This is a genomic window from Streptomyces sp. Xyl84, assembly GCF_059731885.1.
Window position 1 is genome coordinate 396,262 of sequence record NZ_AP029182.1, and the last position, 19,653, is coordinate 415,914.

The window sequence follows — 19,653 nt, forward strand, 5'->3', positions numbered from 1 at the left end:
CCCGCCCGCTCTCCGGCTCCCCCGGCTCTCCGGCTTCCCGGACGGGCGGGTTTCCCGCCGCCCCGCCGTGCCACCGCCGCCCGGCCGTGCCACCGCCGCCCGGCCGTCAGGCCACCGCGGCGCGGCCGTCGGCCGTCACACCTCCGCCCGGCCGCCGGCCGTCACGCCACGCCCGGCCGGCCGCCCGGCCGGGTCCGGCGGGTTCACTCCTGCGCCAGCAGGGCCTCGACCGCGGCGTGCAGCTCGGCGGGGGTGGTGCCGCCGACCGCGCGGACCACACCGCGGCCGTCGACGAGCACGTTGGTGGGCACCCCGCGGATCCCCAGGCGGGCGGCGTACTCACCCGTGCCGTCCAGGAGCACCGTGGCACCGATGTCCCAGACGGCGGCGAAGTTCGCGGCCTCCTGCCGGGGATCGGCGTTCTCCCAGATATTGATCATGACGACGTCCAGCCCGGACCGGGCCGTACGGCGGCGCAGCTCCTCCAGGACCGGCGCCTCCGCGTTGCACGGGCCTCACCAGCTGGCGAAGAAGTTGATCACGTACTTGCGTTCGGCCCACTCGCGGGAGGTACGGATCCGGCCGCCGCGCAGGTCGGGCAGTTCGAACGCGGGCAGCGGCCGGCCCACCAGCGGGTGCACCGCGGGCTGTACGGGGCCGGGCAGCCAGGGGCGGTCCACGCAGCTGAGGGTGCCGCTGCCCGCGTTGGACACCAGCAGGGCGCCGGAGACCGGGTCCAGGGCGCAGTCGCCGGGGGCGTTGCCCACGGTGATGCGGTGCGTCTCCCGGCCGGCCGCGGTGTCCAGGACGCTCACCGTGCCCGCGCCCCGGTTGCAGACGTAGAGCCGCTCGCGCGCCGCGTCCACGCACATGCCGACGGGGGCCCGCTCCACGGTCATCTCGTCGAGTACGGCGCCGGTGCCGAGCGAGATCCGGGTGACCGTGCCGTGCAGGGAGCTGGCCACGTAGAGGTGTCCGGCGGCCGGGTGGGCCACCGCCTTGCAGGGGCCCTCGCGCACGGCGATCCGCTCCAGCGGCCGCAGCGAGGCGGCGTCGAAGACGGTCACCGAGCCCGCCATGAAGTTGGCGCAGTAGCCCCGGTCCCGCTCGGTGTCGACGGCGATGCTGCCCGCGCCGAGTTCCGCGGGCACGGTCCCGACCACTTCCAGGCGGTCGGCGTCGATCGCGGTGACCGTGCCGTCGGCGGTGTCGCCGCAGTACACCCGGCGCAGCCCCGGATGGTGGCCGAGCCCGGCGGGGTAGGCGCCGACCGGGAGCTGCGCGAGGCGGTCGCCGGTCGCGGCGTCGAGCACGGTCACCGTGTCGGAGCGCGCGTCCGCCGAGAAGATCCGCCCGGTCGGCCGGTCCAGGACGATCGGGATCGGCTCCCGTCCGACCTCGGCCCGCCACACGGGGCCGGCCCGGTCCCCGTCCAGGTCCAGCGCGACGACCGCGTTGCTGCGGGAGCACGCCACGTGGACGCGCCGCCGGTCGGGGTCGACGACGACCGCCTCGGGGCCCTTGCCGACGGGGCGGTGGGCCCGTACGCGATGGGAGAGGTCGACGGAGCAGGCGGGCCCCTGCTCCGGCCGGTCGCGGTCCTCCATGTCTGAGGGGTGCACGGATGGAGGCGGATTCAAACAGGGGTCCACCCCTGACGGGGTCAGGTGGGCCGTCCGGACAGCCCACCTGGGGTGTTCCGTTCCGCCAGGCCCTACGCCAGGTGGGCCTCCAGCGCGGCGCGTACCCCGGACTCGACGGCACCCTCGATCCAGGACGGCTTCACCGAGGTGTGGTCCCCGGCGAAGTGCAGCGGCCCCTCGGGGGCGCGGATGTGTCCGAGCAGTTCGGTGTGCTGGCCGGGCAGCAGTACGGACGCCTCGCCGTAGGCGTAGGGGTCGCGCAGCCAGCTCTGGGTGCGGCCGGCCCCGGTGTAGAACACCTCGATCCGCTGCCCGTACACCTGCTGCAGTCCGCGCAGGGCGTACGGGTAGCGGGCCTCGTCCTCGAAGGAGTCCCAGCGGGAGGCGTCGTCGGCCCAGCTGTAGGAGGCCAGGACGACCCCGCCCTTGCTGCCGGGCACCGGGTGCGAGGGGTTGATCATGAAGCGGTTGGAGTTGTCGGAGACGGATCCGCCACCGGTGATGTGCGCGGCCTCCGGCTGGTCGCGGCCGGCCCAGCGGGTGGCGGCGTAGTGGGCGCGCTGTGCCGGGCTGATGTGGCCGCGCGGCACCGAGGGGTGCGCCCCGAGCAGGCTGCCGTCGGCGGGGGCCTTCCCGCGCCGGTACTCGTCGTGGAGCCCCGGGCGGACGGCGTCGAGTTCGCGCTTCCAGTCGGCCTCGGTCATCTCCCACCAGCGGCGGCTGAACTCCAGGAGCACCTTGGTCGCGCTGTCGTAGTGCAGTTCGGCGACGGCACGGCGTTTGCCGTACGACATCAGCGGGCTGATCTGCACCTGCCGCAGCCCGGAGAACGGCACGGTGACGACGGCCAGGTCGCCGGTGAACTGCTCGCGCACGACCTTGCCGTCGCGGCCTTCCGAGACGGTGTCGATCCACACGTGGGGGCCGTCCCGGCGTACGTGCGAGATGTCGTCGGCACCGGGCTCCCGCTGCCGGCCGGTGTCCCAGTACTCGATGCGGGTCGCGCGCCGGTCGCGGCGCAGCACATCGGACACCTGGCGCAGCAGCGCGTCCGGGAGCGTCGCCGTGCCGCCGGTCAGCTCCCAGAAGGCGGTGTCGGGGCTGATCAGGGACTGGCTGATGAAGCTGTGGATGAAGGACAGCGGCAGCCGTGAGGTCAGGTTCTCCAGGGTGCCGATCAGATCGATGGTGTGCTCGTCGAAGCCGGCCTGCTCGGTCAGGAACCGGTACATGGACCAGTCGCCGTAGCGCTGGACGACCCGCGCCCAGCCCTGGACCCGCTCGGGCATGGGTTTGTCGATTCGTCTGCCGTCCGGTCCGACCGTGCTGAACTCGTCGCGTACGGGGTCGAGGGCGCCGGCGAGGATCTTCGAGGAGGGCGTGTCCCAGTACTCGCGCGGTACCCCGAAGGACTGGTTGACGCGGCGCGGGGACCTCGCGTAGTCGGAGCGGCGCACGCGGATGCCGTTGACGTGCAGCCAGGCGTGGTTGACCGGCTTGCCGGAGGCGTCGACGTCGACGAGGTGGAACGGGCGCTTCTTCAGGCCGAGCCGGTCGATCAGGTGCATCACCAGGGGGTGGCTGCCGGGGATGCGCATCGCGCCGGCCTCCGCGTACTGCCGCGGATCGGCGAACGGCTGCGCGGCGTGCTCATGGCCTCCGGTGCGGAAGGTCTTGATGCGCCCGCCGACGCGGTTGCCGTTGGCCTCCAGCAGCGTCACGTGGTGTCCGGCGCGCTTGAGCAGCCAGGCGGCGACGAGCCCCGCCGGTCCGGCGCCCACGACCAGGATCTTCTTGGCTGCTTTGGTGCCGGCGCGGGGCAGTCCGGAGCCGAGGATCTTCTCGTACCCCGGTACGAGGGGCTTGTCGTGGGCGTCGACGACGAGCAGCGCGCGGGCGACCGCGAGGCAGGTGTCCCAGTCGGCGGTGGAGCGGGGCGCCGAGGGGGCCTGCCCCGGGTCGGCCGGTGCGGCCGGTGCGGCAGGAGGCGCGGCGGTGGCGGGTCCGGCGGCGCCCAGGCCGAGGGCGCCGGCCCCGGCGGCCGTCCCGGCTGCGGTCGTGAACCGCCGCCGGGACAACGGGGGTCGGCTGGCTGCGGTGCTGAGTTCAGGCATACGTCCTGGATAGGGCAGCGCCGGGGTCCCCCGAGCGGAGATGATCACCGGTCACCTGAACGAGCGAGCGCGTCGGTCGACTCGCCCTCGCGCACGGCTCATTCGAGAGGGTGCGCGCTTCCGTACGCCCCCGGGGCGCGTCCTGCGCCCGGCGCGAGCCGGTTTGTCTCCCGCAGTTCCTCGTCCAGGCACACCTCGACCCCGCCCGCGCAGCGCGCCACCACGTTGTAGAGGAAGGTGCACAGGGTGGTGAACGCGGTGACCAGCACGACGGTGCCGACGGCGCACACCGCCAGCCAGCTCGCGGACGGCCAGGGGTCCTGGCCCAGCAGCCGCAACAGGATCCACACCGGGGGCATCGTGACGGCCGCGCACAGGACCAGTCCGACGGAGAGCAGGAAGCTCGAGACCATCAGCGTCCAGGGTTCGGCGGTGTCCATGCGCAGCCGCGCGTCCCGGACGTTCAGGGGCCACGGAAGGTCCCCGGCCGCCGGCCGGGTCTCTCCGTCCGTGCCGGCGGGCGCGTCCGTGCCCGCCTCACCCCCGGCGGCGTCCGGACCGGTGTCCTTGCGGGCGTCCTCGGGGGTGTCGGCGTCCGCCATCGTGCGGGTCTCCGCGTCGCCGCCGTTCTCGGTGCCGGTGCCGGTCCCGGCACCGGTCCCTGTGCCGGTTCCCGTGCGGGGCCCGGTGGTTATGCCGGCGTCGGCGTCGGTGCGCCTGGGGCCTCGGCCCATGTCCGTCTCCTCCGCGGGGTCGCGTCACGGCACGGGACCCGGCGGTAGCCGCCCCACGCCGTTGCGGTGAACGGGCGCGGGCGGGTCGGGACCGTGGGATCCGTGGGGTTCCGACGCTAAGCGCGGCGGCGGCGGCCCGCACCCGCGGTTCACCCGGACGGCCTCGGCGCTTTGGGAGGGGGGACCGCTTCCGGACGGTCGAAGGGGATCGACTCGCCCACCCGGCGGCAGGCGGCCTCGCTGCCGTCCACGCGGAAGCCCATGAACGCGCACAGCCGGCGGGCCGGGCGGGGGTGCCGAGGGGCGTGGCGCACCATGATGTCGCCGCCCTCCTGCGGCGGCGGGAAACGCGCCGTCACCCGGTGGCGGCGGTCGCCGGCCTGGATCGACGTCTCCGGCCGTCGGCGCGGGTTCTGGTACCGGTCCGCCTCGGGCCCGAAGCCGGACACGATGGTCCAGCTTCCGCCTGCCGGGTCCCTCGTGACCACTTCGAGGACCACGGTGCGGTCCAGGCCCGACGTCCGCCCCCTGTGGTGCAGCAGGAGCATCCGCTGCCCGGGCAACGGGCCCGGTCCCGCCCGGTACAGGCGCAGGGGCAGACGGGCGACGGCCCGCTGCCGACCGGCGGGCGGCGGACGGCGGCTGACCGGTTCGCACTGCTCCCCCATGGCGGGGAGTCCAGGGGAGCACGCCGCCCGCCGGCAGGGGTCAGCGCCGATGCCGGGAGCCTGGGCGGAGACCGACCATCCGCCAGATCCGCACCTCGCGGACGATCCCGGGCATCTCCCGGGCCAGCAGCACCAGCAGGAGTGCGCCGAGCACACCCGCCTCCGCCGCCAGTACCTGCCTGCCTGTCATCCCGGCTCCTTCCGTGCGTCGCCCGGCCCTTCCGGTCCCGCCCGCCTCGCGCTCCCCGCGCTTCCCTCGCTTCCTGCGCCCCGCGGTCATCCGGGCGAGATGTTGGGCATGATCTTCAGGATCGCGTTGTGCTTCTTCCAGTGGATGCCGGTGGACCGGCGGGCGTCGGACGTTCCGTCCTTGTGATGGCCCGGCTGACGGTCGTAAGGGCCCTTGTTGCCCTGGTGCAACCCGGTGACGTGGCCCGGGGTGTCGGGCCGCGCGTCGGGCCTGCCGACTCTGATCCTGCCCATGGTCCGCTCCTCACGGTCGCTCGGTCAGCTGCGCGAAGAAGTCGTCGACGGCGCCCCACACCCGGTCGCCCCCGGACAGGCCGCGCCATTCCCGGCGTACGACGGCGACGAGGCGGAAGCAGTCGTCGACGGGCACGATCCAGTGGTGCCGGGCGCCGCGCGCCGTGTGGACGAGCAGGGCCTCGACGCCGGGTTCCAGCGTCGCCAGCACCGGGCAGTCCTCGGTCAGCCGCCGCCAGGCGCCGGGATCGGCCTCCCACCGGGTGGCGCCGGCGGGGCTGGGCCAGTGCCCGGCGGGGGTGCCGTCCCGGCCCGTCACGAAGAACGCCAGACCGACCGGTGCCCCGAGCGCCGCGGTGTCCACCGGGGGCAGCCGCAGGCGCCGGGTCGGAACCGGCCGGTACCGCCCGCCGGCCGCCCCGTCGTCGACGAAGAGCAGCGAGCAGGCCCGGCAGGCGCACAGCAGGTCCTCTCCGTCGCCCCCGCCCGTGTCGAGCAGGTGCCGGTGGTCCCCGGGCACCTGCTCGCCGCACAGGTCGCAGCGTTCGGCGGTCCCCGCGCGCGCGTCGGCGGCACCGCGGATCAGGCGCGCCAGCGCACCGGTCATGTCCTTGGCTCCCGTTCCGTGTTCACGCACGCCAGTAGGGGTCGTAGCCGCTGGTCAGGCGGTCTTCGTTGTGCCGCCACCTCGGTTCCTTGTTGACGGCCATGCTGGTGATGCCGCGCATCCGCCGGATGAACGCGCCGTACGGCCTGATGAGGACGGCGGACAGGCTGCCGCCCGTGGGCTCGTCCATGAAGGGCATGAAGGCGTCGGGGAATCCGGGCATCGTGCAGCCGATGCAGATGCCGCCGACGTTGGGGCAGCCGCCCACGCCGCCCATCCAGCCGCGTTTGGGCACGTTGCAGTTGACCACCGGCCCCCAGCAGCCCACCTTCACCTGGCACTTGGGCGAGTTGTAGTCCTTGGCGAAGTCGGCCTGCTCGTAGTAGGCGGCCCGGTCGCAGCCCTCGTGCACCGTCTTCCCGAACAGCCACTGCGGGCGCAGCATGTGGTCGAGCGGCGGGGGCGGCGCGGAGCCCGCGGCGTGCTGGAGCACCCAGGTCAGGGTCTCCATGAAGTTCTCGGGCTGGATCGGACAGCCGGGGACGTTCACGATGGGCAGGGCGCCCTGCGACCTGAAGTCCCAGCCCAGGTAGTCCGCGAGGCCCATGGCACCGGTCGGGTTGCCGGCCATCGCGTGGATGCCGCCGTAGGTCGCGCAGGTGCCGGCCGCGACGACGGCCCAGGCCCGGGGCGCGAGCCGGTCGATCCACCAGTTGAGGGTGAGCGGCCGGCCGGTCTCCGGGTCGTTGCCGAACGAGGTCCAGTAGCCGTCGCCCTCGATGATGTTCTGGTTGGGGACCGAGCCCTCGATGACGAGGATGAACGGGGTCAGTTCGCCCCGGGCGGCGGCCCGGAAGGGGGCGAGGAAGTCCTCGCCGCCCAGGCTCGGCGAGAGCACCTTGTTGTACAGGTGCACCTTGGGCAGTCCGGGGACGAGCCCGAGCACGACGTCCTCGATGGCGGGCTGGCCCGACGCCGTCATGGAGACGGTGTCGCCGTCACAGCTCATGCCCTCGGAGATCCAGAGGATGTGGATCTCGTCGAAGCCGTGCCGTTCACCGGCGCCTTCGGGTGTCTGTCCTGTGCGGGTGGTGCCGCTCTCGGCGGTCATGTGCTCGGCCTCCCCTGGAGACGGTCACGGAGCCGGTCGTAGGCGGCGGCCACCGGGGCCACCGCCGTCAGGGCCGGGGGCCGGTCGGGCGCGTGCGGGTGCGGCCGGGTCGGGGCGCCCCGCTTGGACTGGTCGAGCAGCCGGCCCAGTTCGTCGAGATCCTGCTGGGCGACGTGTTCGCGCAGTGCGGGCATCAGCTCCGTCTCCTGCGCGCGTACGTGTGCTTCGGCCTCCCGCCCGAGCCGGGCCATGAGGTCGCTCTCGCGCGGGTCGTCGGCGGGCAGCCTGTCCAGGGCCAGCAGCAGCTTCTTGACGGCCATGTCCTCGCCCAGGTGCTCGTCGGCCCGGCGCGCGCCGTCGGGCAGCGCCTTCCTGGCCAGCGGGTAGACCATCATCTCCTCGAGCGCGGCGTGCTTGGACAGTTCGCGCACCGTCAGCTCGATCACGCCCCTGCGCTGGGCCGGGGAGGCCGCGGCGTGGTAGTCGCGGAACAGTTGCTCGACCATCCGGTGGTCGTGCTGCAGCAGCTCGATCGCGTCCATCGCATCTTTCCTCGTCCGGGGCGGCGATCCGCGGCACGGCGGGCGGGCTCGGCTCGGGGCCTGGGCGGACGCCGCCCGGAGCACGCGGGACGGTCCGTCCCTGCCCCAGGCTCACACAGGTCGCCGCCGACCGCGCGTTCTGCGCGGCCGCTCCCGTGTGCCGCGGCACGCGCGGCCGCCGCCCGCCCCGGCGGCGCGGTCCGGTGACCGGGTGTGTCCGCGCCCTGTGCGGTGGCACCCGGACACCTCGACCAGGGCAGGAGACGCGTGGGGGACGCGGGCCTCGGACGGACAGGAGACGCGGAGACGGGAACACCGGGTGAGGGCGCCTCGTCGGGCGCGGGCCGGATGGGTGACGCCGCGGCCCGGCTCGGCCAGGACGCCGCGGAACTGGCGCGGGACGAGGTCAGGGCCGTACGGGACGACCCGCCACGCCTGGTGAGGGCCCGCGCCCTCCCTGCGCATGAGCCGCCCCCGCACCCTCGAAGCGCCCCGCACCCGCCCGCCCGGACCGGCGCACCCCGCACCCCGGTACCGGGGTGCGCCGCGCCCACACCGCCCGTACGGGCGTGCACCGCACCCACACCGTCCGTACCCGCCCGCGGCCGAACGCACCGCCCATACCCGCGTGCACCGCACCGGTCCCGTCCGTACCGCCCGCGCCGGAGCACACCGCCCGTACCGGCGCGCCGCACCTCCACCGCCGGTGCCGGCCCACGCCGCCGCCTCACACCTCCCGTTCCGGCCAGCCGAGGAGGCGGGCGCCGATCACCGCGGTCTGCAGGGTGTAGCGGTGCACGGGGTCGGCAGGGTCGGCGCCGGTCAGTTTGTGGATGCGTTCCAGCCGGTAGGTGAAGGCCCGGACGCTGAGGCTGAGGCGGCGCGCCGCCTCGGCGGCCGTGCAGCCCGCGTCGAAGTACGCGGTGAGCGTGTCCAGGAGGGGCTGGGCACCGCCGCGGGCGGCGCGGAGCGGGCCGAGCGTGTCGCGGACGAGGTCGGCCATGGCCTGCCGGTCGCGGGTGAGGACGGGGTAGACGAGGAGGTCGGCCGCCCGCAGCACCGGTTCCCGGAGTTCGAGGCGGTGGGCGAGGTCGAGGGCGTTGAGGGCCTCCTCGTAGGAGTGGACCACTCCCCCGGCCCCGGGGTGCGGACGGCCGATGGCGACCCTGCCGCCGTCCGTGGCCGCGTAGGCGTGCTTGGCGAAGAACGCCAGGACGTCGTCCTGGTCGCCCGGGGCGACGCAGACGAGCCGGCCGTCCTTGGTGGTGAGCAGCACCCGGCGTTCACCGAACCGGACGAGCAGCGAGGTCTCCACGTGCCGGGTGGCCGGGTGCGTGTCGTCGACGGGCTCGGTGCCCTGGGCGACCGCGACCGCGTGGGCGCGGGAGAAGAGCAGTCCGTAGCGTTCGGCGCGTTCCGCGAGCCGGCCGAGGTCGCTGCGGCCGTAGAGCAGGTCGTCGATGAACTCGCGGCGTGCCGCCTCCTCCTGGCGCATGGCGAGCTTCTGGGCGCGTTCGTGGCCCTCGGCGAAGGCGTCCATGGCCTGTTCGACGGCGGCCAGGACCCGGTCCACGCCGGCGGTCTGCAAGGCGGCGGAGACCGCGCGGGTCTCGGCCAGGTGCCGGTGGACGAGCCGGCGCAGGCCGTGCCCGGCCTCCGCCGCCCGCTCGCCCTCGGCCCGCAGCAGCTCCAGTTCGTCGCGGGTCAGACGGCGGCCGGTGACGCACACGTCGGCCAGGATCCGGGTGTAGCCCCTCAGATACGCGTCGGGCAGCTCTGGCCGTGTCACGGACCCTCCCCAGCCTTGATCGGACAGCCTTGGTCGACAGCCTCGATCGGCCGCTGACGCTTTCTAACCCACGGCGAACAGCAGTGCCAAACCCCGTCTCCCCCGCCTCCCGTGGGCGGCCCGGCCCCCTCCCGCCGCGCCCTCCCGCCCGGTCCCGGGGCCGACGGACGCCACCGGGCACCCCCTGAAGGGCGGAATCCCCGTCGGGTTAGCATATGAGCGCTGCCTAGCTCGAAAGAGAAACCTGTGACTGTCAACGACGACTCGTTCACCAACTGGAAGCACCGCGAGGAGATCGCGGAGTCGATGATCCCGATGATCGGGAAGCTGCACCGGGAGCGGGACGTGAACGTCCTGCTGCACAGCCGCTCCCTGGTGAACAAGTCGGTGGTGAGCATCCTCAAGACCCATCGGTTCGCCCGGCAGATCGCCGGCGAGGAGCTGTCGGTCACCGAGACGCTGCCCTTCCTCGAGGCCCTCACCGCGCTGGACCTCGGTCCCTCGCAGATCGACATCGGCATGCTGGCGGCGACGTACAAGGCCGACGACCGGGGCCTGTCCGTGGCCGAGTTCACGGCCGAGGCGGTGGCGGGCGCGACCGGCGCGGACAAGGCCGAGCGCCGCGAGGGACGCGATGTCGTCCTCTACGGCTTCGGCCGCATCGGCCGCCTCGTCGCCCGGCTGCTCATCGAGAAGGCGGGCTCGGGCAACGGGCTCAGGCTGCGCGCGATCGTCGTCCGCGGCGGCGGTGAGCAGGACATCGTCAAGCGCGCCTCGCTGCTGCGCCGCGACTCCATCCACGGCCAGTTCCAGGGCACCATCACGGTCGACGAGGCGAACAGCACGATCCTCGCCAACGGCAACGCGATCAAGGTGATCTACGCCGACGACCCCTCGTCGGTGGACTACACGGCGTACGGCATCAAGGACGCCATCCTCATCGACAACACGGGCAAGTGGCGCGACCGCGCAGGCCTGTCGAAGCACCTGCGTCCCGGGATCGAGAAGGTCGTCCTGACCGCGCCGGGCAAGGGCGACGTCCCCAACATCGTGCACGGCGTCAACCACGACACCCTCAAGCCGGACGAGCGGATCCTGTCCTGCGCCTCGTGCACGACGAACGCCATCGTCCCGCCGCTGAAGGCGATGGACGACGAGTTCGGCGTGGAGAGCGGTCACGTGGAGACCGTCCACTCCTTCACCAACGACCAGAACCTGCTGGACAACTACCACAAGTCCGAGCGCCGCGGCCGCAGCGCGCCGCTCAACATGGTCATCACCGAGACCGGTGCCGCCTCCGCCGTGGCCAAGGCGCTGCCCGACCTGAAGGCGCGGATCACCGGCAGCTCGATCCGGGTGCCGGTGCCGGACGTCTCCATCGCGATCCTCAACCTGCGGCTGCGGCGCGAGACCAGCCGCGCGGAGGTCCTCGACCACCTCCGCGAGGTCTCCCTGACCTCGCCGCTCAGGCGGCAGATCGACTTCATCAGCGCGCCCGACGCGGTCTCCAGCGACTTCATCGGCTCGCGCCACGCCTCGATCCTCGACGCGGGCGCCACCAAGGTCGAGGGCGACAACGCCATCCTCTACCTCTGGTACGACAACGAGTTCGGCTACTCCTGCCAGGTCATCCGGGTCGTCCAGCACGTCTCCGGGGTCGAGTACCCGACCTACCCGGCGCCCGCCCTCTGACCGGCGCCCCCCGCTCCGCCCGGCGGCCCGGCCCTCCCTCCCACACCTGCGGAGGGGGTGCCGGGCCGTCCCGGTGTCCACGGCGGGCACCCGCCCGGTGCGCGGCGCGGGCGGTGTGTGAGACTGCGGCCATGATCCGTGCCGCGACCCTCGCCGACGTGCCCGTCATCCACGCCCTGATCCGCGATCTGGCCGAGTACGAGAAGGCGCTCGACGAGGCGCGGGCCACGCCGGAGCAGCTCGCCGAGGCCCTGTTCGGGGAACGCCCCGCGGCCTACGCGCACGTCGCCGAGGACGCGGACGGCGAGATCGTGGGCTTCGCGCTGTGGTTCCTCAACTTCTCCACCTGGCGCGGCGTGCACGGCATCTACCTGGAGGACCTGTACGTACGGCCGCAGGCCCGCGGCGGCGGCCACGGCAAGGCCCTGCTGACCGAACTGGCCCGCATCTGCGTCGCCCGCGGTTACGAGCGCCTGGAGTGGTCGGTCCTGAACTGGAACCGTCCGTCGATCGACTTCTACGAGTCCCTGGGCGCCCGCCCGCAGGACGAGTGGACGGTGTACCGGCTGACGGACGACGCGCTGGCCGCGCTGGGCCGGCCGCGGTAGCGGGCCCGCCGGCGCGGCCGTCCCGGGCGGCGCGACAGGGCGCCCGATGCGAAAATGTGCCCGTGGGGTCCTGCCCGTGGATGGGGATGACAGCATGGGCGTCAGCGGTGCCGGCAGCGCCTTTCCGCGCGATCCGCTCGACATCACGTCCACGGCCGTGGCGGTCGTCGACGCCGGAGGGCTGATCGTCCGCTGGAGCCGCGGCGCCCAGGAGCTGCTCGGCCGTCCGGCCGCCGAGGTGCTGGGGCGGTCCGTGGGGGGCCTGTTCGCGCGGGGTGACCCCGCCGCGGTGGTGTCCGGGCTGCGCCGGGTCCGCCGGGGCTGGCAGGGCGTGGTGCCCCTGCGCCACGGGGCCGGCCACACCGTCCGGCTGGTCGTCCGGGTGTCCCCGCTGACCGCCGCGACCGGGGCGCCCGAGTGGCTCGTCGCCGGGTGGGACGCGGCGGACCTGCGCCGGCGGGAGCTGTACGCCACGGTGGCGCGCGGGCTGCTGGAGCAGTCGCCGTTCGGCGTCGCGGTCCTGGACACGGGGATGCGGTACCGGTGGGTCAACGCCGCGCTGGCCGCCATGGAGGAGGGCCCGCCGGCCCGGCCCGGGCGACGCCCGGCGCAGGCATCCCCCGGCCCCGCCCCGTCCACGGGTCCGGCCCTCACGGAGACGTCCGCCGCGCACACGGCCCCCGCGGACCCGGCCCCCGCAACCACGGCCTCCCCGGACACAGCTCCCACGAACGCGGCCCTCGCGGACCCGCCTCCCGGGGGCGCGGCCCCCACACGCGAAGGCCCCCCGAACGCAAGCACCGGCGCAACCTCCGCGGACCCGGCCCCCGCAGCCCCGGCCTCCCCGGGCCCCGCCCGCACGAGCCCGGCCCCGACGGACACGGCCCCCACGGGTCCGGCCCCCACCGACACCCCCCACACGGGCCCGGCTCCCCCGCCCACCGGTCCCGGGGACGGTCACGGTGCCGCCCCCGGCGAGCGCCTCCGCCCCCGCGCGGCCAGGGCGTCACCGGTGGTGAGCCGACAGGCCCGGCAGGCCCTGCTCTCCGGCCGCTTCCGCATCACCCTGGAGCCCGTACCGTCCCGTCCCGGCGCGCCGGGCCCGCCGCAGCCGGGCCGCGCCCGGCTGCGTGCCTTCTTCCCGCTGAAGGACGCCTCCGGCCGGACCCTCGGCATCTGTTACGCCGCGCTGGACCTCACCGGCCAGGACCCCTCGCGCCAGCGGCTCGCGCTGCTCAACGCCGCCGGCGAGCACATCGGGACCACGCTGGACCTCGACCGCACCGTACGGGAGCTGACGGAGGTCCTCGTCCCGCAGGTCGCCGACTTCGTCACCGTGGACCTGCTGGACGTCGTCCGGGCGCGGCAGATGCCGGCCGCGTGGCCGGAGCGCGGTGCGGCCACGCTGCGCCGGTCGGCCCACCGGTCGGTCCAGGAGGACGAGCCGGACCGCGTCGTCGGGGTGGGCGACCCCACCCGGTACCCGGCCGGTTCGCCCCAGCGGCGGTGCCTGGCCACCGGCGAACCCGTACGGGTGGCCGCGGTCGGCCTCACGACGCCCTGGGTCGCCGACGACCCCGCGCGCTGGCACCGGCTGATCCGGCTCGGCGTGCACACCCACCTGGTCGTGCCGCTGCGGGCGCGCGGCATGACCATGGGCGTCGTCACGCTGATGCGGTGGAAGAACCCCGACCCCTTCGACGAGGACGACGTGCTCCTGGTGACGGAGCTGGTGGCGCGGGCCGCCGTGTGCGTGGACAACGCGCGGCGCTACGCCCAGGAGCACCGGGCGGCGCTCACCCTCCAGACCAGCCTGCTGCCGCCCTCCCTGCCCGCGCACAGCGCCGTCGAGGTGGCCCACCGGTATCTGCCCGCCGACGCGGAGTCGGGCGTGGGCGGTGACTGGTACGACGTGATCCCGCTCTCCGGTGCCAGGGTGGCGCTGGTGGTGGGCGACGTGGTCGGCCACGGGCTGCACGCCGCGGCCAGCATGGGCCGGCTGCGGGCCGCCGTACAGACGCTGGCCGATCTGGACCTGGCCCCCGACGAGCTGCTGGCGCGCCTCGACGACCTCGTCGTGCGGCTGTCCGACGAGGCGGAGGCCGCCGACGAGGGCCCGCCGGTGGTCGGGGCGACCTGTGTGTACGCCGTGTACGACCCCATCGCCCGCAAGATCGCCGTGGCCCGGGCCGGCCATCCCAGTCCGGCGATCGCGCACCTGAACGAGCCGGTCGAGTTCCCGGACATCCCGGCGGGGCCGCCGCTCGGGCTGGGCGGGCTGCCGTTCGAGTACGCCGAGGTGCCGGTGGAGGAGGGCAGTGTCATCGCCCTCTACACGGACGGCCTGATCGAGGCGTCGGACCGGGACGTCGACGTCGGCATGGAGCGGCTGTGCTTCACGCTGGCCCATCCGGACCGGCCGCTGGAGGAGATCTGCGACATCATGGTCCGCACGCTGCTGCCGGACCGCCCGCGCGACGACGTCGCGTTCCTGATCGCCCGGACCCATGTGCTCAGCTCCGACCGGGTGGCCTACTGGGAGGTGCCCCCCGACCCGGCCGCGGTGGGTGTGGCGCGCGGCGACGTGGCCGGGCAACTGGCCCGCTGGGGCCTGGACGAGGCGGCCTTCAGCACCGAGCTGATCGTCAGTGAGCTGCTCACGAACGCCATCCGGCACGCCTGCGGTCCGATCGGTCTGCGCCTGATCCACGAGCGGACGCTGATCTGCGAGATCTCCGACGGCGCCAGCACCTCGCCGCACCTGAAGCGGGCGCGGAGCACGGACGAGGGCGGGCGCGGCCTGTTCCTGGTCGCCCAGGTCGCCCAGCGCTGGGGCACCCGTTACTCGGGCTGCGGCAAGACGATCTGGGCGGAGCAGCAGCTGTCCCGCCCAGGGGGGTGACCGCACCGCCGCCGGGGCGGCGCGGTCACCCGCCGGCCGCGGCGCGCTGCGCCTGCCGCGGCCGGTCCGTTCAGCGTTCCTCGCGGAACAGGACGTGCCGGGCGGCCACCGGGTCGTACTTGCGCAGGACGAGCCGGTCGGGGTCGTTGAGGCGGTTCTTGCGGGTGACGTAGGTGACGCCGGTTCCGGCGGTGGACTTCAGCCGGACGACGGGGCGCACGGTGGTGCGTGCCATGTGTTCCTCCTTTCGGCCGCATCCCCGGATTGATCCAGACATGCCAGCCGGGTGCGTCAACAGCGCGGGCACGGGCCGCATTCCCGGCCGGGCGGGGCCCCACAACCCGAGCGAAACCGACATACCGGTCGCCCGGCGGGCGAGCGCAGTGCTAGAACTGGGAGCATGATCGGACGTTCCCGCCGGTCCCGGTCGAAGGCGGCAGCGCCGCAGGACGGCCGGCGGTCCGCTGATCCCTCGCGCCGCCCGGGACCGCGCCGCTTCGCCGGGCGGCGCCCGCCGGTGCCCTGGGGGCCCGGCACACTGGCCGGACAGGTGCTGCTGCTCCAGGTCATCGTGGTCCTGGTGCTGGTCGCGGCGGCGGCCACCGCCCTGGTCCTGCAGGGGCGCTACGACGGCGAGAACGACGCCCGCAAGCGTTCCCTGGCCGCGGCCGAGGCCTTCGCGCACGCCCCCGGCACCGCCCTCGCGTTCAAGGCCCCGGACCCGACCAAGCTGCTGCAGACTCCGGTCATACAGGCGCAGGCGGGCGCCGGCATCGACTTCATCTCCGTCATCGACGTCCACGGGGTGCGGCTCGCCGACACACAGCCGCGCCTCATCGGCACCAAGGCCACCGACGTCAGCCGGGCCATCGCCGGGGAGACCTTCACCGACACCTTCCGCGGCGAGCCGGCCGACGCCGTGCGCGCCGTGGTGCCGGTGATGGACGCGAGCCGCCGGGTGGTGGGCGTGGTCACGGCGGGCATCCAGGTCGTGAACCTGGGGCACCTGCTGGACCAGCAGGTGCCCATGGTGCTGGGCTCGGCCGCGCTGGCCCTCGCGCTCGCCACGGCGGGCACCGCCCTGGTCAGCAGGCGGCTGCGCCGGCAGACGCACGGTCTCGGGCCGGCCGAGATGACCCGGATGTACGAGCACCACGACGCGGTGCTGCACGCGGTGCGCGAGGGCGTGCTCATCGTCGGCGCGGACGGCCGGCTCCTGCTGGCCAACGACGAGGCGCGCCGCCTGCTGGACCTGCCGGCGGACGCCGACCAGCGGCACGTGACAGAGCTGGGGCTCGCCCCGGAGCTGACCCGGGTGCTGGTGGCGGGCGAGGTCGTCTCCGACGAGGTGTGCCGGGCCGGCGACCGGCTCCTCGCCGTCAACACCCGGCGTACCGCGCCGTACGCGGACGCGCCGGGCCTGGTGGCCAGTTTCCGCGACACCACGGAGCTGCGGGCTCTTTCGGGGCGCGCGGAGGTGGCGCGGGAGCGCCTGACCCTGCTGTACGAGGCGGGGGTGCGCATCGGCACGACGCTGGACGTGCGGCGCACCGCGGACGAACTGGCCCAGGTGGCGGTGGACCGGCTGGCGGACGTGGTCACCGTGGAACTCCTGGAGGCCGTACTGCACGGCGAGGAGCCCACCGGTGCCATGCACCGGATGCGCCGCACGGCGCTGCGCGGATCGCGCAACCCGCTGCAGCCGGTGGGCGATCTGATCCGGTTCGTGGCGGCCGACACGCCGATGGTGGCGGCGCTGCGCCGGGGCAAGGCCGTACGGGTGCCGGATCTGCGGGCCGCCGAGGACTGGCGGGCCCAGGACCCGCAGGGCGCCCGCCAGGTGCTGGCCGCGGGCATCCACTCGCTGATCGCCGTGCCGCTGAGGGCACGCGGAGTGGTGCTGGGCATGGTCAACTTCTGGCGGGGCGCCGGCTCGCCGCGGTTCGAGGAGGAGGACGTCGCCGTCGCGGAGGAGCTGGGGGCCCGGGCGGCGGTCGCGATCGACAACGCCCGCAGGTACTCGCGCGAGCACGCGATGGCCGTCACGCTGCAGCGCAGTCTGCTGCCCCGGGACCTGCCGGAGCAGGACGCGCTGGAGGTGGCCTGGCGCTACCGCCCGGCGCAGTCGGGGGTGGGCGGCGACTGGTTCGACGTCATACCCCTGCCGGGGTTCCGGACGGCGCTCGTGGTCGGCGACGTGGTGGGCCACGGGCTGCACGCGGCGGTGACCATGGGGCGGCTGCGGACGGCGGTGCTCAACTTCTCCTCGCTCGACCTGCCTCCGGACGAACTGCTCGGCCACCTCGACGAGATGGTGGCCCGGCTCGACACCCCCGGGGAGGGGGCGGGCGACGAGGGTTCCCTGGTCACCGGGGCCACCTGCCTGTACGTGATCTACGATCCGGTCGGCGGGCACTGCACCTTCTCGCGCGCCGGTCACGTCACGCCGGCCGTGGTGGACCCCGTGGGCCGGGTGGTCTTCCCCGACCTGCCGCTGTCGCCGCCCCTGGGCGTGGGCGGGCACCCGTTCGAGACGGGCGAGCTGGTCCTGCCCGAGGGCAGCCGCCTCGTCCTGTTCACCGACGGCCTGGTCGAGGACCGGCGGCGCGACATCGACGAGGGGCTGGCGATGCTCGCCGCGGCGGTCGCCCACCCGGACCAGACACCGGAGGACACCTGCCGGGCCCTGATGGAGACGATGCTGCCGGAGCACCCGAGCGACGACGTGGCCCTGCTGGTGGCCCGCACCCGGCTGCTCGACCCGTCCCGGGTCGCGGTGTGGGACGTGCCGTTCGACGTCAGCGCGGTCTCCCGGGTGCGGACCCAGGTGAGCCGGCGGCTGTCGGAGTGGGAGCTGGAGGAGTCCGCCTTCGCCACCGAGCTGATCCTCAGCGAGCTGCTCACCAACGCGATCCGCTACGGCGCTCCCCCCGTGCGGGTCAGGATCCTGCTGGGCTCCACCCTGGTCTGCGAGGTGTCGGACGGCAGCAACACCTCTCCGCGGCTGCGCCGCGCGGCCACGACCGACGAAGGGGGCCGGGGCCTGTTCCTGGTCTCGCAGTTCGCGGACCGGTGGGGCACGCGCTACGTGGCGAACGGCAAGGTGATCTGGGCGGAGCAGAGCCCCGGCGGCGCCCGGCAGCCGGACGCGTCCGTGCTGCTGGACCAGATGGCCTGGTGAGGGGCGGAGCCCAGCGGGCGGGGCGGCCTCGGAGCGGCACCGGCTGACGCGCGGTGACCCCGGCGGCGCAGTATTGGACGCCGAGTCAAGTTACTGAACCGTAACCTGCCACCTGCTACCGGCGGTAACAGCAGGTGGGTACGGTCGCGTTCACTGTTCTCCGCCCGCGTGCCCGGCCTCATCCCAGGAGGTTCCCCATGCCCGCGTCCAGACGGCTGCTCGCCGTGGCCCTCGCCGCCGCCTCGTGCCTCGGCGTCCAGGCGCTTCCGGCCGCCGCGGCCGGCGGCTCCGCTCCCGTGGTCTCCCGCGGCGTCACGATCCCCGAGTTCTACGACCCGCCCGCCCAGCTTCCCGCCGCCGACGGCACCCTCGTGCGCAGCGAACCGCTCCCGCTCGCCCTGAGCCTGCCCAGCCTGCACGGCCCGCTGCCGGGCCGGGCCACCCGCCTGATGTACAAGTCGACCGACGCGAACGGCGCGCCCGTCGCCGTCACCGGCGCCTACATCGAGCCCACGGCACGCTGGACGGGCGCCGGAGCACGCCCGCTGGTCGTCGTCGCGCCGGGCACCATGGGTCAGGGCGACCAGTGCGCGGCCTCGCTCGGCCTGGAGCACCCGCTGTCCCTCAACGGCCAGACCGTGTCGGTCGGCTACGAGGACCTGTCCGTCTACCGGCTGCTCGCCCAGGGCACCGCGGTCGTCGTCACAGACTACGTCGGCCTGGGCGCCACGGACCGGCTGCACACCTATGTCAACCGCGTCGACGGCGCCCACGCCGTCCTCGACGCCGCCCGCGCCGCACGCACCGTCCAGGGAGCCTCGGTCACCGCCGCCTCACGCGTGGGGCTCTTCGGCTACAGCCAGGGCGGCGGAGCGACCGCGGCCGCCGCCGAACTGCAGCCTTCCTACGCTCCCGACGTCCCGCTCGCCGGCACCTACGCCGGCGCACCGCCCGCCGACCTGACCGAGGTCACCAAGGGCATCGACGGCAGCGAACTGGCCGGCGCCCTCGGCTGGTCGCTCAACGGTTTCCTGCAGACCGACCCGGAGCTGCGCCCGATCGCCGACGCCCACCTCAACACCGCCGGGAAGGCCGCCCTGGCCGATCTGTCGACCATGTGCGTGGGCGACGCGATCCTGCACTACGGCTACGCCAGGAGCAGCAGGTGGACCACCGACGGGCAGTCCCTGAGCGACATCATCGCCGCGAATCCCACGCTCAAGGCCTTCCTCGACACCCAGCGCATCGGCAGGCTGAAGCCGGCCGGACCGGTGCGGGTGGCCACCGGCGTCAGCGACGACCTCGTGCCGCACGGCCAGGCACGGCAGCTCGCCGTCGACTGGTGCCGCAAGGGTGCCGACGTCAGCTACGCGCCGGTCGTCCTGCCGGACGTCGTCAGCCCCCTGCTCAACCACTTCGGGCCGCTGCTCGCCGACCAGGGCACCGCGGTCTCCTGGCTCACCGACCGCCTGTCCGGCAGGCCGGCCCCGTCCAACTGCCTCACGCTGCCCGTACAGCCCTGACCGGCCCGCACGCGCGACGGCCCACGACCGCGAGAGCGGCGGACCACGACGGGCCG

The 19,653-nt window shown here is 74.4% G+C and carries 16 protein-coding genes and 1 pseudogene; 5 read left to right on the plus strand and 12 right to left on the minus strand.

Translation table 11 applies throughout. The features are described 5' to 3' along the window. Nucleotides 1-203 precede the first annotated feature (203 nt). The 11 genes and pseudogenes from AC6I72_RS01695 to AC6I72_RS01745 form a co-directional block, all read right to left on the minus strand. Nucleotides 204-503: pseudogene (locus AC6I72_RS01695) on the minus strand (TlpA family protein disulfide reductase); the annotation flags it as partial. Nucleotides 504-515: 12 nt separating this feature from the next. Continuing rightward, nucleotides 516-1,607, minus strand: a complete 1,092-nt coding sequence (locus AC6I72_RS01700) for a hypothetical protein (RefSeq protein ID WP_497998883.1) — start codon at nucleotides 1,605-1,607, stop codon at nucleotides 516-518. A gap of 107 nt (nucleotides 1,608-1,714) precedes the next feature. Then, complete coding sequence (locus AC6I72_RS01705; protein ID WP_497998885.1) at nucleotides 1,715-3,757, minus strand: flavin monoamine oxidase family protein; 2,043 nt, start codon at nucleotides 3,755-3,757, stop codon at nucleotides 1,715-1,717. 98 nt (nucleotides 3,758-3,855) lie between these two features. Continuing rightward, nucleotides 3,856-4,491: a DUF3566 domain-containing protein gene (locus AC6I72_RS01710; protein WP_497998886.1), complete on the minus strand. Its 636-nt coding sequence runs from the start codon at nucleotides 4,489-4,491 to the stop codon at nucleotides 3,856-3,858. A 149-nt stretch (nucleotides 4,492-4,640) separates the two neighbouring features. Then, complete coding sequence (locus tag AC6I72_RS01715) at nucleotides 4,641-5,159, minus strand: nitroreductase/quinone reductase family protein (RefSeq protein ID WP_497998887.1); 519 nt, start codon at nucleotides 5,157-5,159, stop codon at nucleotides 4,641-4,643. A gap of 40 nt (nucleotides 5,160-5,199) precedes the next feature. Further along, nucleotides 5,200-5,349 (minus strand): hypothetical protein, encoded by a 150-nt coding sequence (locus AC6I72_RS01720; protein ID WP_497998888.1) that lies wholly within the window; start codon nucleotides 5,347-5,349, stop codon nucleotides 5,200-5,202. A gap of 86 nt (nucleotides 5,350-5,435) precedes the next feature. Then, nucleotides 5,436-5,642 carry a hypothetical protein gene (locus tag AC6I72_RS01725; RefSeq protein WP_497998889.1) on the minus strand — a complete coding sequence of 69 codons (207 nt, stop codon included), beginning with the start codon at nucleotides 5,640-5,642 and terminating at the stop codon, nucleotides 5,436-5,438. A gap of 10 nt (nucleotides 5,643-5,652) precedes the next feature. Further along, complete coding sequence (locus AC6I72_RS01730) at nucleotides 5,653-6,249, minus strand: DUF5947 family protein (protein ID WP_497998891.1); 597 nt, start codon at nucleotides 6,247-6,249, stop codon at nucleotides 5,653-5,655. 22 nt (nucleotides 6,250-6,271) lie between these two features. Beyond that, nucleotides 6,272-7,360 carry an NADH-quinone oxidoreductase subunit B family protein gene (locus tag AC6I72_RS01735; protein WP_497998893.1) on the minus strand — a complete coding sequence of 363 codons (1,089 nt, stop codon included), beginning with the start codon at nucleotides 7,358-7,360 and terminating at the stop codon, nucleotides 6,272-6,274. Then, a complete protein-coding gene (locus AC6I72_RS01740; protein WP_497998894.1) occupies nucleotides 7,357-7,902 on the minus strand; it encodes a hemerythrin domain-containing protein in 546 nt (181 codons plus the stop codon). Before AC6I72_RS01740 ends, AC6I72_RS01735 begins: the two co-directional genes overlap by 4 nt. Nucleotides 7,903-8,629: 727 nt before the next feature. Then, complete coding sequence (locus tag AC6I72_RS01745) at nucleotides 8,630-9,691, minus strand: PucR family transcriptional regulator (protein ID WP_497998895.1); 1,062 nt, start codon at nucleotides 9,689-9,691, stop codon at nucleotides 8,630-8,632. 246 nt (nucleotides 9,692-9,937) lie between these two features. On the opposite strand from AC6I72_RS01745, the gene AC6I72_RS01750 reads away from it, so the two are divergent. The 3 genes from AC6I72_RS01750 to AC6I72_RS01760 all read left to right on the plus strand — a co-directional run bounded on the left by AC6I72_RS01750 (nucleotide 9,938) and on the right by AC6I72_RS01760 (nucleotide 14,893). Further along, nucleotides 9,938-11,383: a glyceraldehyde-3-phosphate dehydrogenase gene (locus AC6I72_RS01750; RefSeq protein ID WP_497998896.1), complete on the plus strand. Its 1,446-nt coding sequence runs from the start codon at nucleotides 9,938-9,940 to the stop codon at nucleotides 11,381-11,383. Nucleotides 11,384-11,514: 131 nt separating this feature from the next. Continuing rightward, nucleotides 11,515-11,991, plus strand: coding sequence for a GNAT family N-acetyltransferase (locus AC6I72_RS01755; RefSeq protein WP_497998897.1), 477 nt, complete (start codon nucleotides 11,515-11,517; stop codon nucleotides 11,989-11,991). A gap of 94 nt (nucleotides 11,992-12,085) precedes the next feature. Then, a complete protein-coding gene (locus AC6I72_RS01760) occupies nucleotides 12,086-14,893 on the plus strand; it encodes a SpoIIE family protein phosphatase (RefSeq protein ID WP_497998898.1) in 2,808 nt (935 codons plus the stop codon). A gap of 70 nt (nucleotides 14,894-14,963) precedes the next feature. On the opposite strand, the gene rpmG is transcribed toward AC6I72_RS01760, so the two are convergent. Then, on the minus strand, nucleotides 14,964-15,128 hold the full coding sequence (rpmG, locus tag AC6I72_RS01765; protein WP_037855128.1) for a 50S ribosomal protein L33: 165 nt from the start codon (nucleotides 15,126-15,128) through the stop codon (nucleotides 14,964-14,966). A gap of 165 nt (nucleotides 15,129-15,293) precedes the next feature. On the opposite strand from rpmG, the gene AC6I72_RS01770 reads away from it, so the two are divergent. Continuing rightward, nucleotides 15,294-18,074, plus strand: coding sequence for a SpoIIE family protein phosphatase (locus tag AC6I72_RS01770; RefSeq protein WP_497998899.1), 2,781 nt, complete (start codon nucleotides 15,294-15,296; stop codon nucleotides 18,072-18,074). 197 nt (nucleotides 18,075-18,271) lie between these two features. Beyond that, entirely contained in the window at nucleotides 18,272-19,597 is a 1,326-nt protein-coding gene (locus AC6I72_RS01775) for a lipase family protein (RefSeq protein WP_497998901.1), read from the plus strand. Nucleotides 19,598-19,653 lie beyond the last annotated feature (56 nt).

Coding starts and splice junctions, on each gene's coding strand:
- AC6I72_RS01700 (WP_497998883.1), bottom strand. CDS start 1,607: ATGGAGGACCGCGACCGGCCGGAGCAGGGGCCCGCCTGCTCCGTCGAC.
- AC6I72_RS01705 (WP_497998885.1), bottom strand. CDS start 3,757: ATGCCTGAACTCAGCACCGCAGCCAGCCGACCCCCGTTGTCCCGGCGG.
- AC6I72_RS01710 (WP_497998886.1), bottom strand. CDS start 4,491: ATGGGCCGAGGCCCCAGGCGCACCGACGCCGACGCCGGCATAACCACC.
- AC6I72_RS01715 (WP_497998887.1), bottom strand. CDS start 5,159: ATGGGGGAGCAGTGCGAACCGGTCAGCCGCCGTCCGCCGCCCGCCGGT.
- AC6I72_RS01720 (WP_497998888.1), bottom strand. CDS start 5,349: ATGACAGGCAGGCAGGTACTGGCGGCGGAGGCGGGTGTGCTCGGCGCA.
- AC6I72_RS01725 (WP_497998889.1), bottom strand. CDS start 5,642: ATGGGCAGGATCAGAGTCGGCAGGCCCGACGCGCGGCCCGACACCCCG.
- AC6I72_RS01730 (WP_497998891.1), bottom strand. CDS start 6,249: ATGACCGGTGCGCTGGCGCGCCTGATCCGCGGTGCCGCCGACGCGCGC.
- AC6I72_RS01735 (WP_497998893.1), bottom strand. CDS start 7,360: ATGACCGCCGAGAGCGGCACCACCCGCACAGGACAGACACCCGAAGGC.
- AC6I72_RS01740 (WP_497998894.1), bottom strand. CDS start 7,902: ATGGACGCGATCGAGCTGCTGCAGCACGACCACCGGATGGTCGAGCAA.
- AC6I72_RS01755 (WP_497998897.1), top strand. CDS start 11,515: ATGATCCGTGCCGCGACCCTCGCCGACGTGCCCGTCATCCACGCCCTG.
- AC6I72_RS01760 (WP_497998898.1), top strand. CDS start 12,086: ATGGGCGTCAGCGGTGCCGGCAGCGCCTTTCCGCGCGATCCGCTCGAC.
- rpmG (WP_037855128.1), bottom strand. CDS start 15,128: ATGGCACGCACCACCGTGCGCCCCGTCGTCCGGCTGAAGTCCACCGCC.
- AC6I72_RS01770 (WP_497998899.1), top strand. CDS start 15,294: ATGATCGGACGTTCCCGCCGGTCCCGGTCGAAGGCGGCAGCGCCGCAG.
- AC6I72_RS01775 (WP_497998901.1), top strand. CDS start 18,272: ATGCCCGCGTCCAGACGGCTGCTCGCCGTGGCCCTCGCCGCCGCCTCG.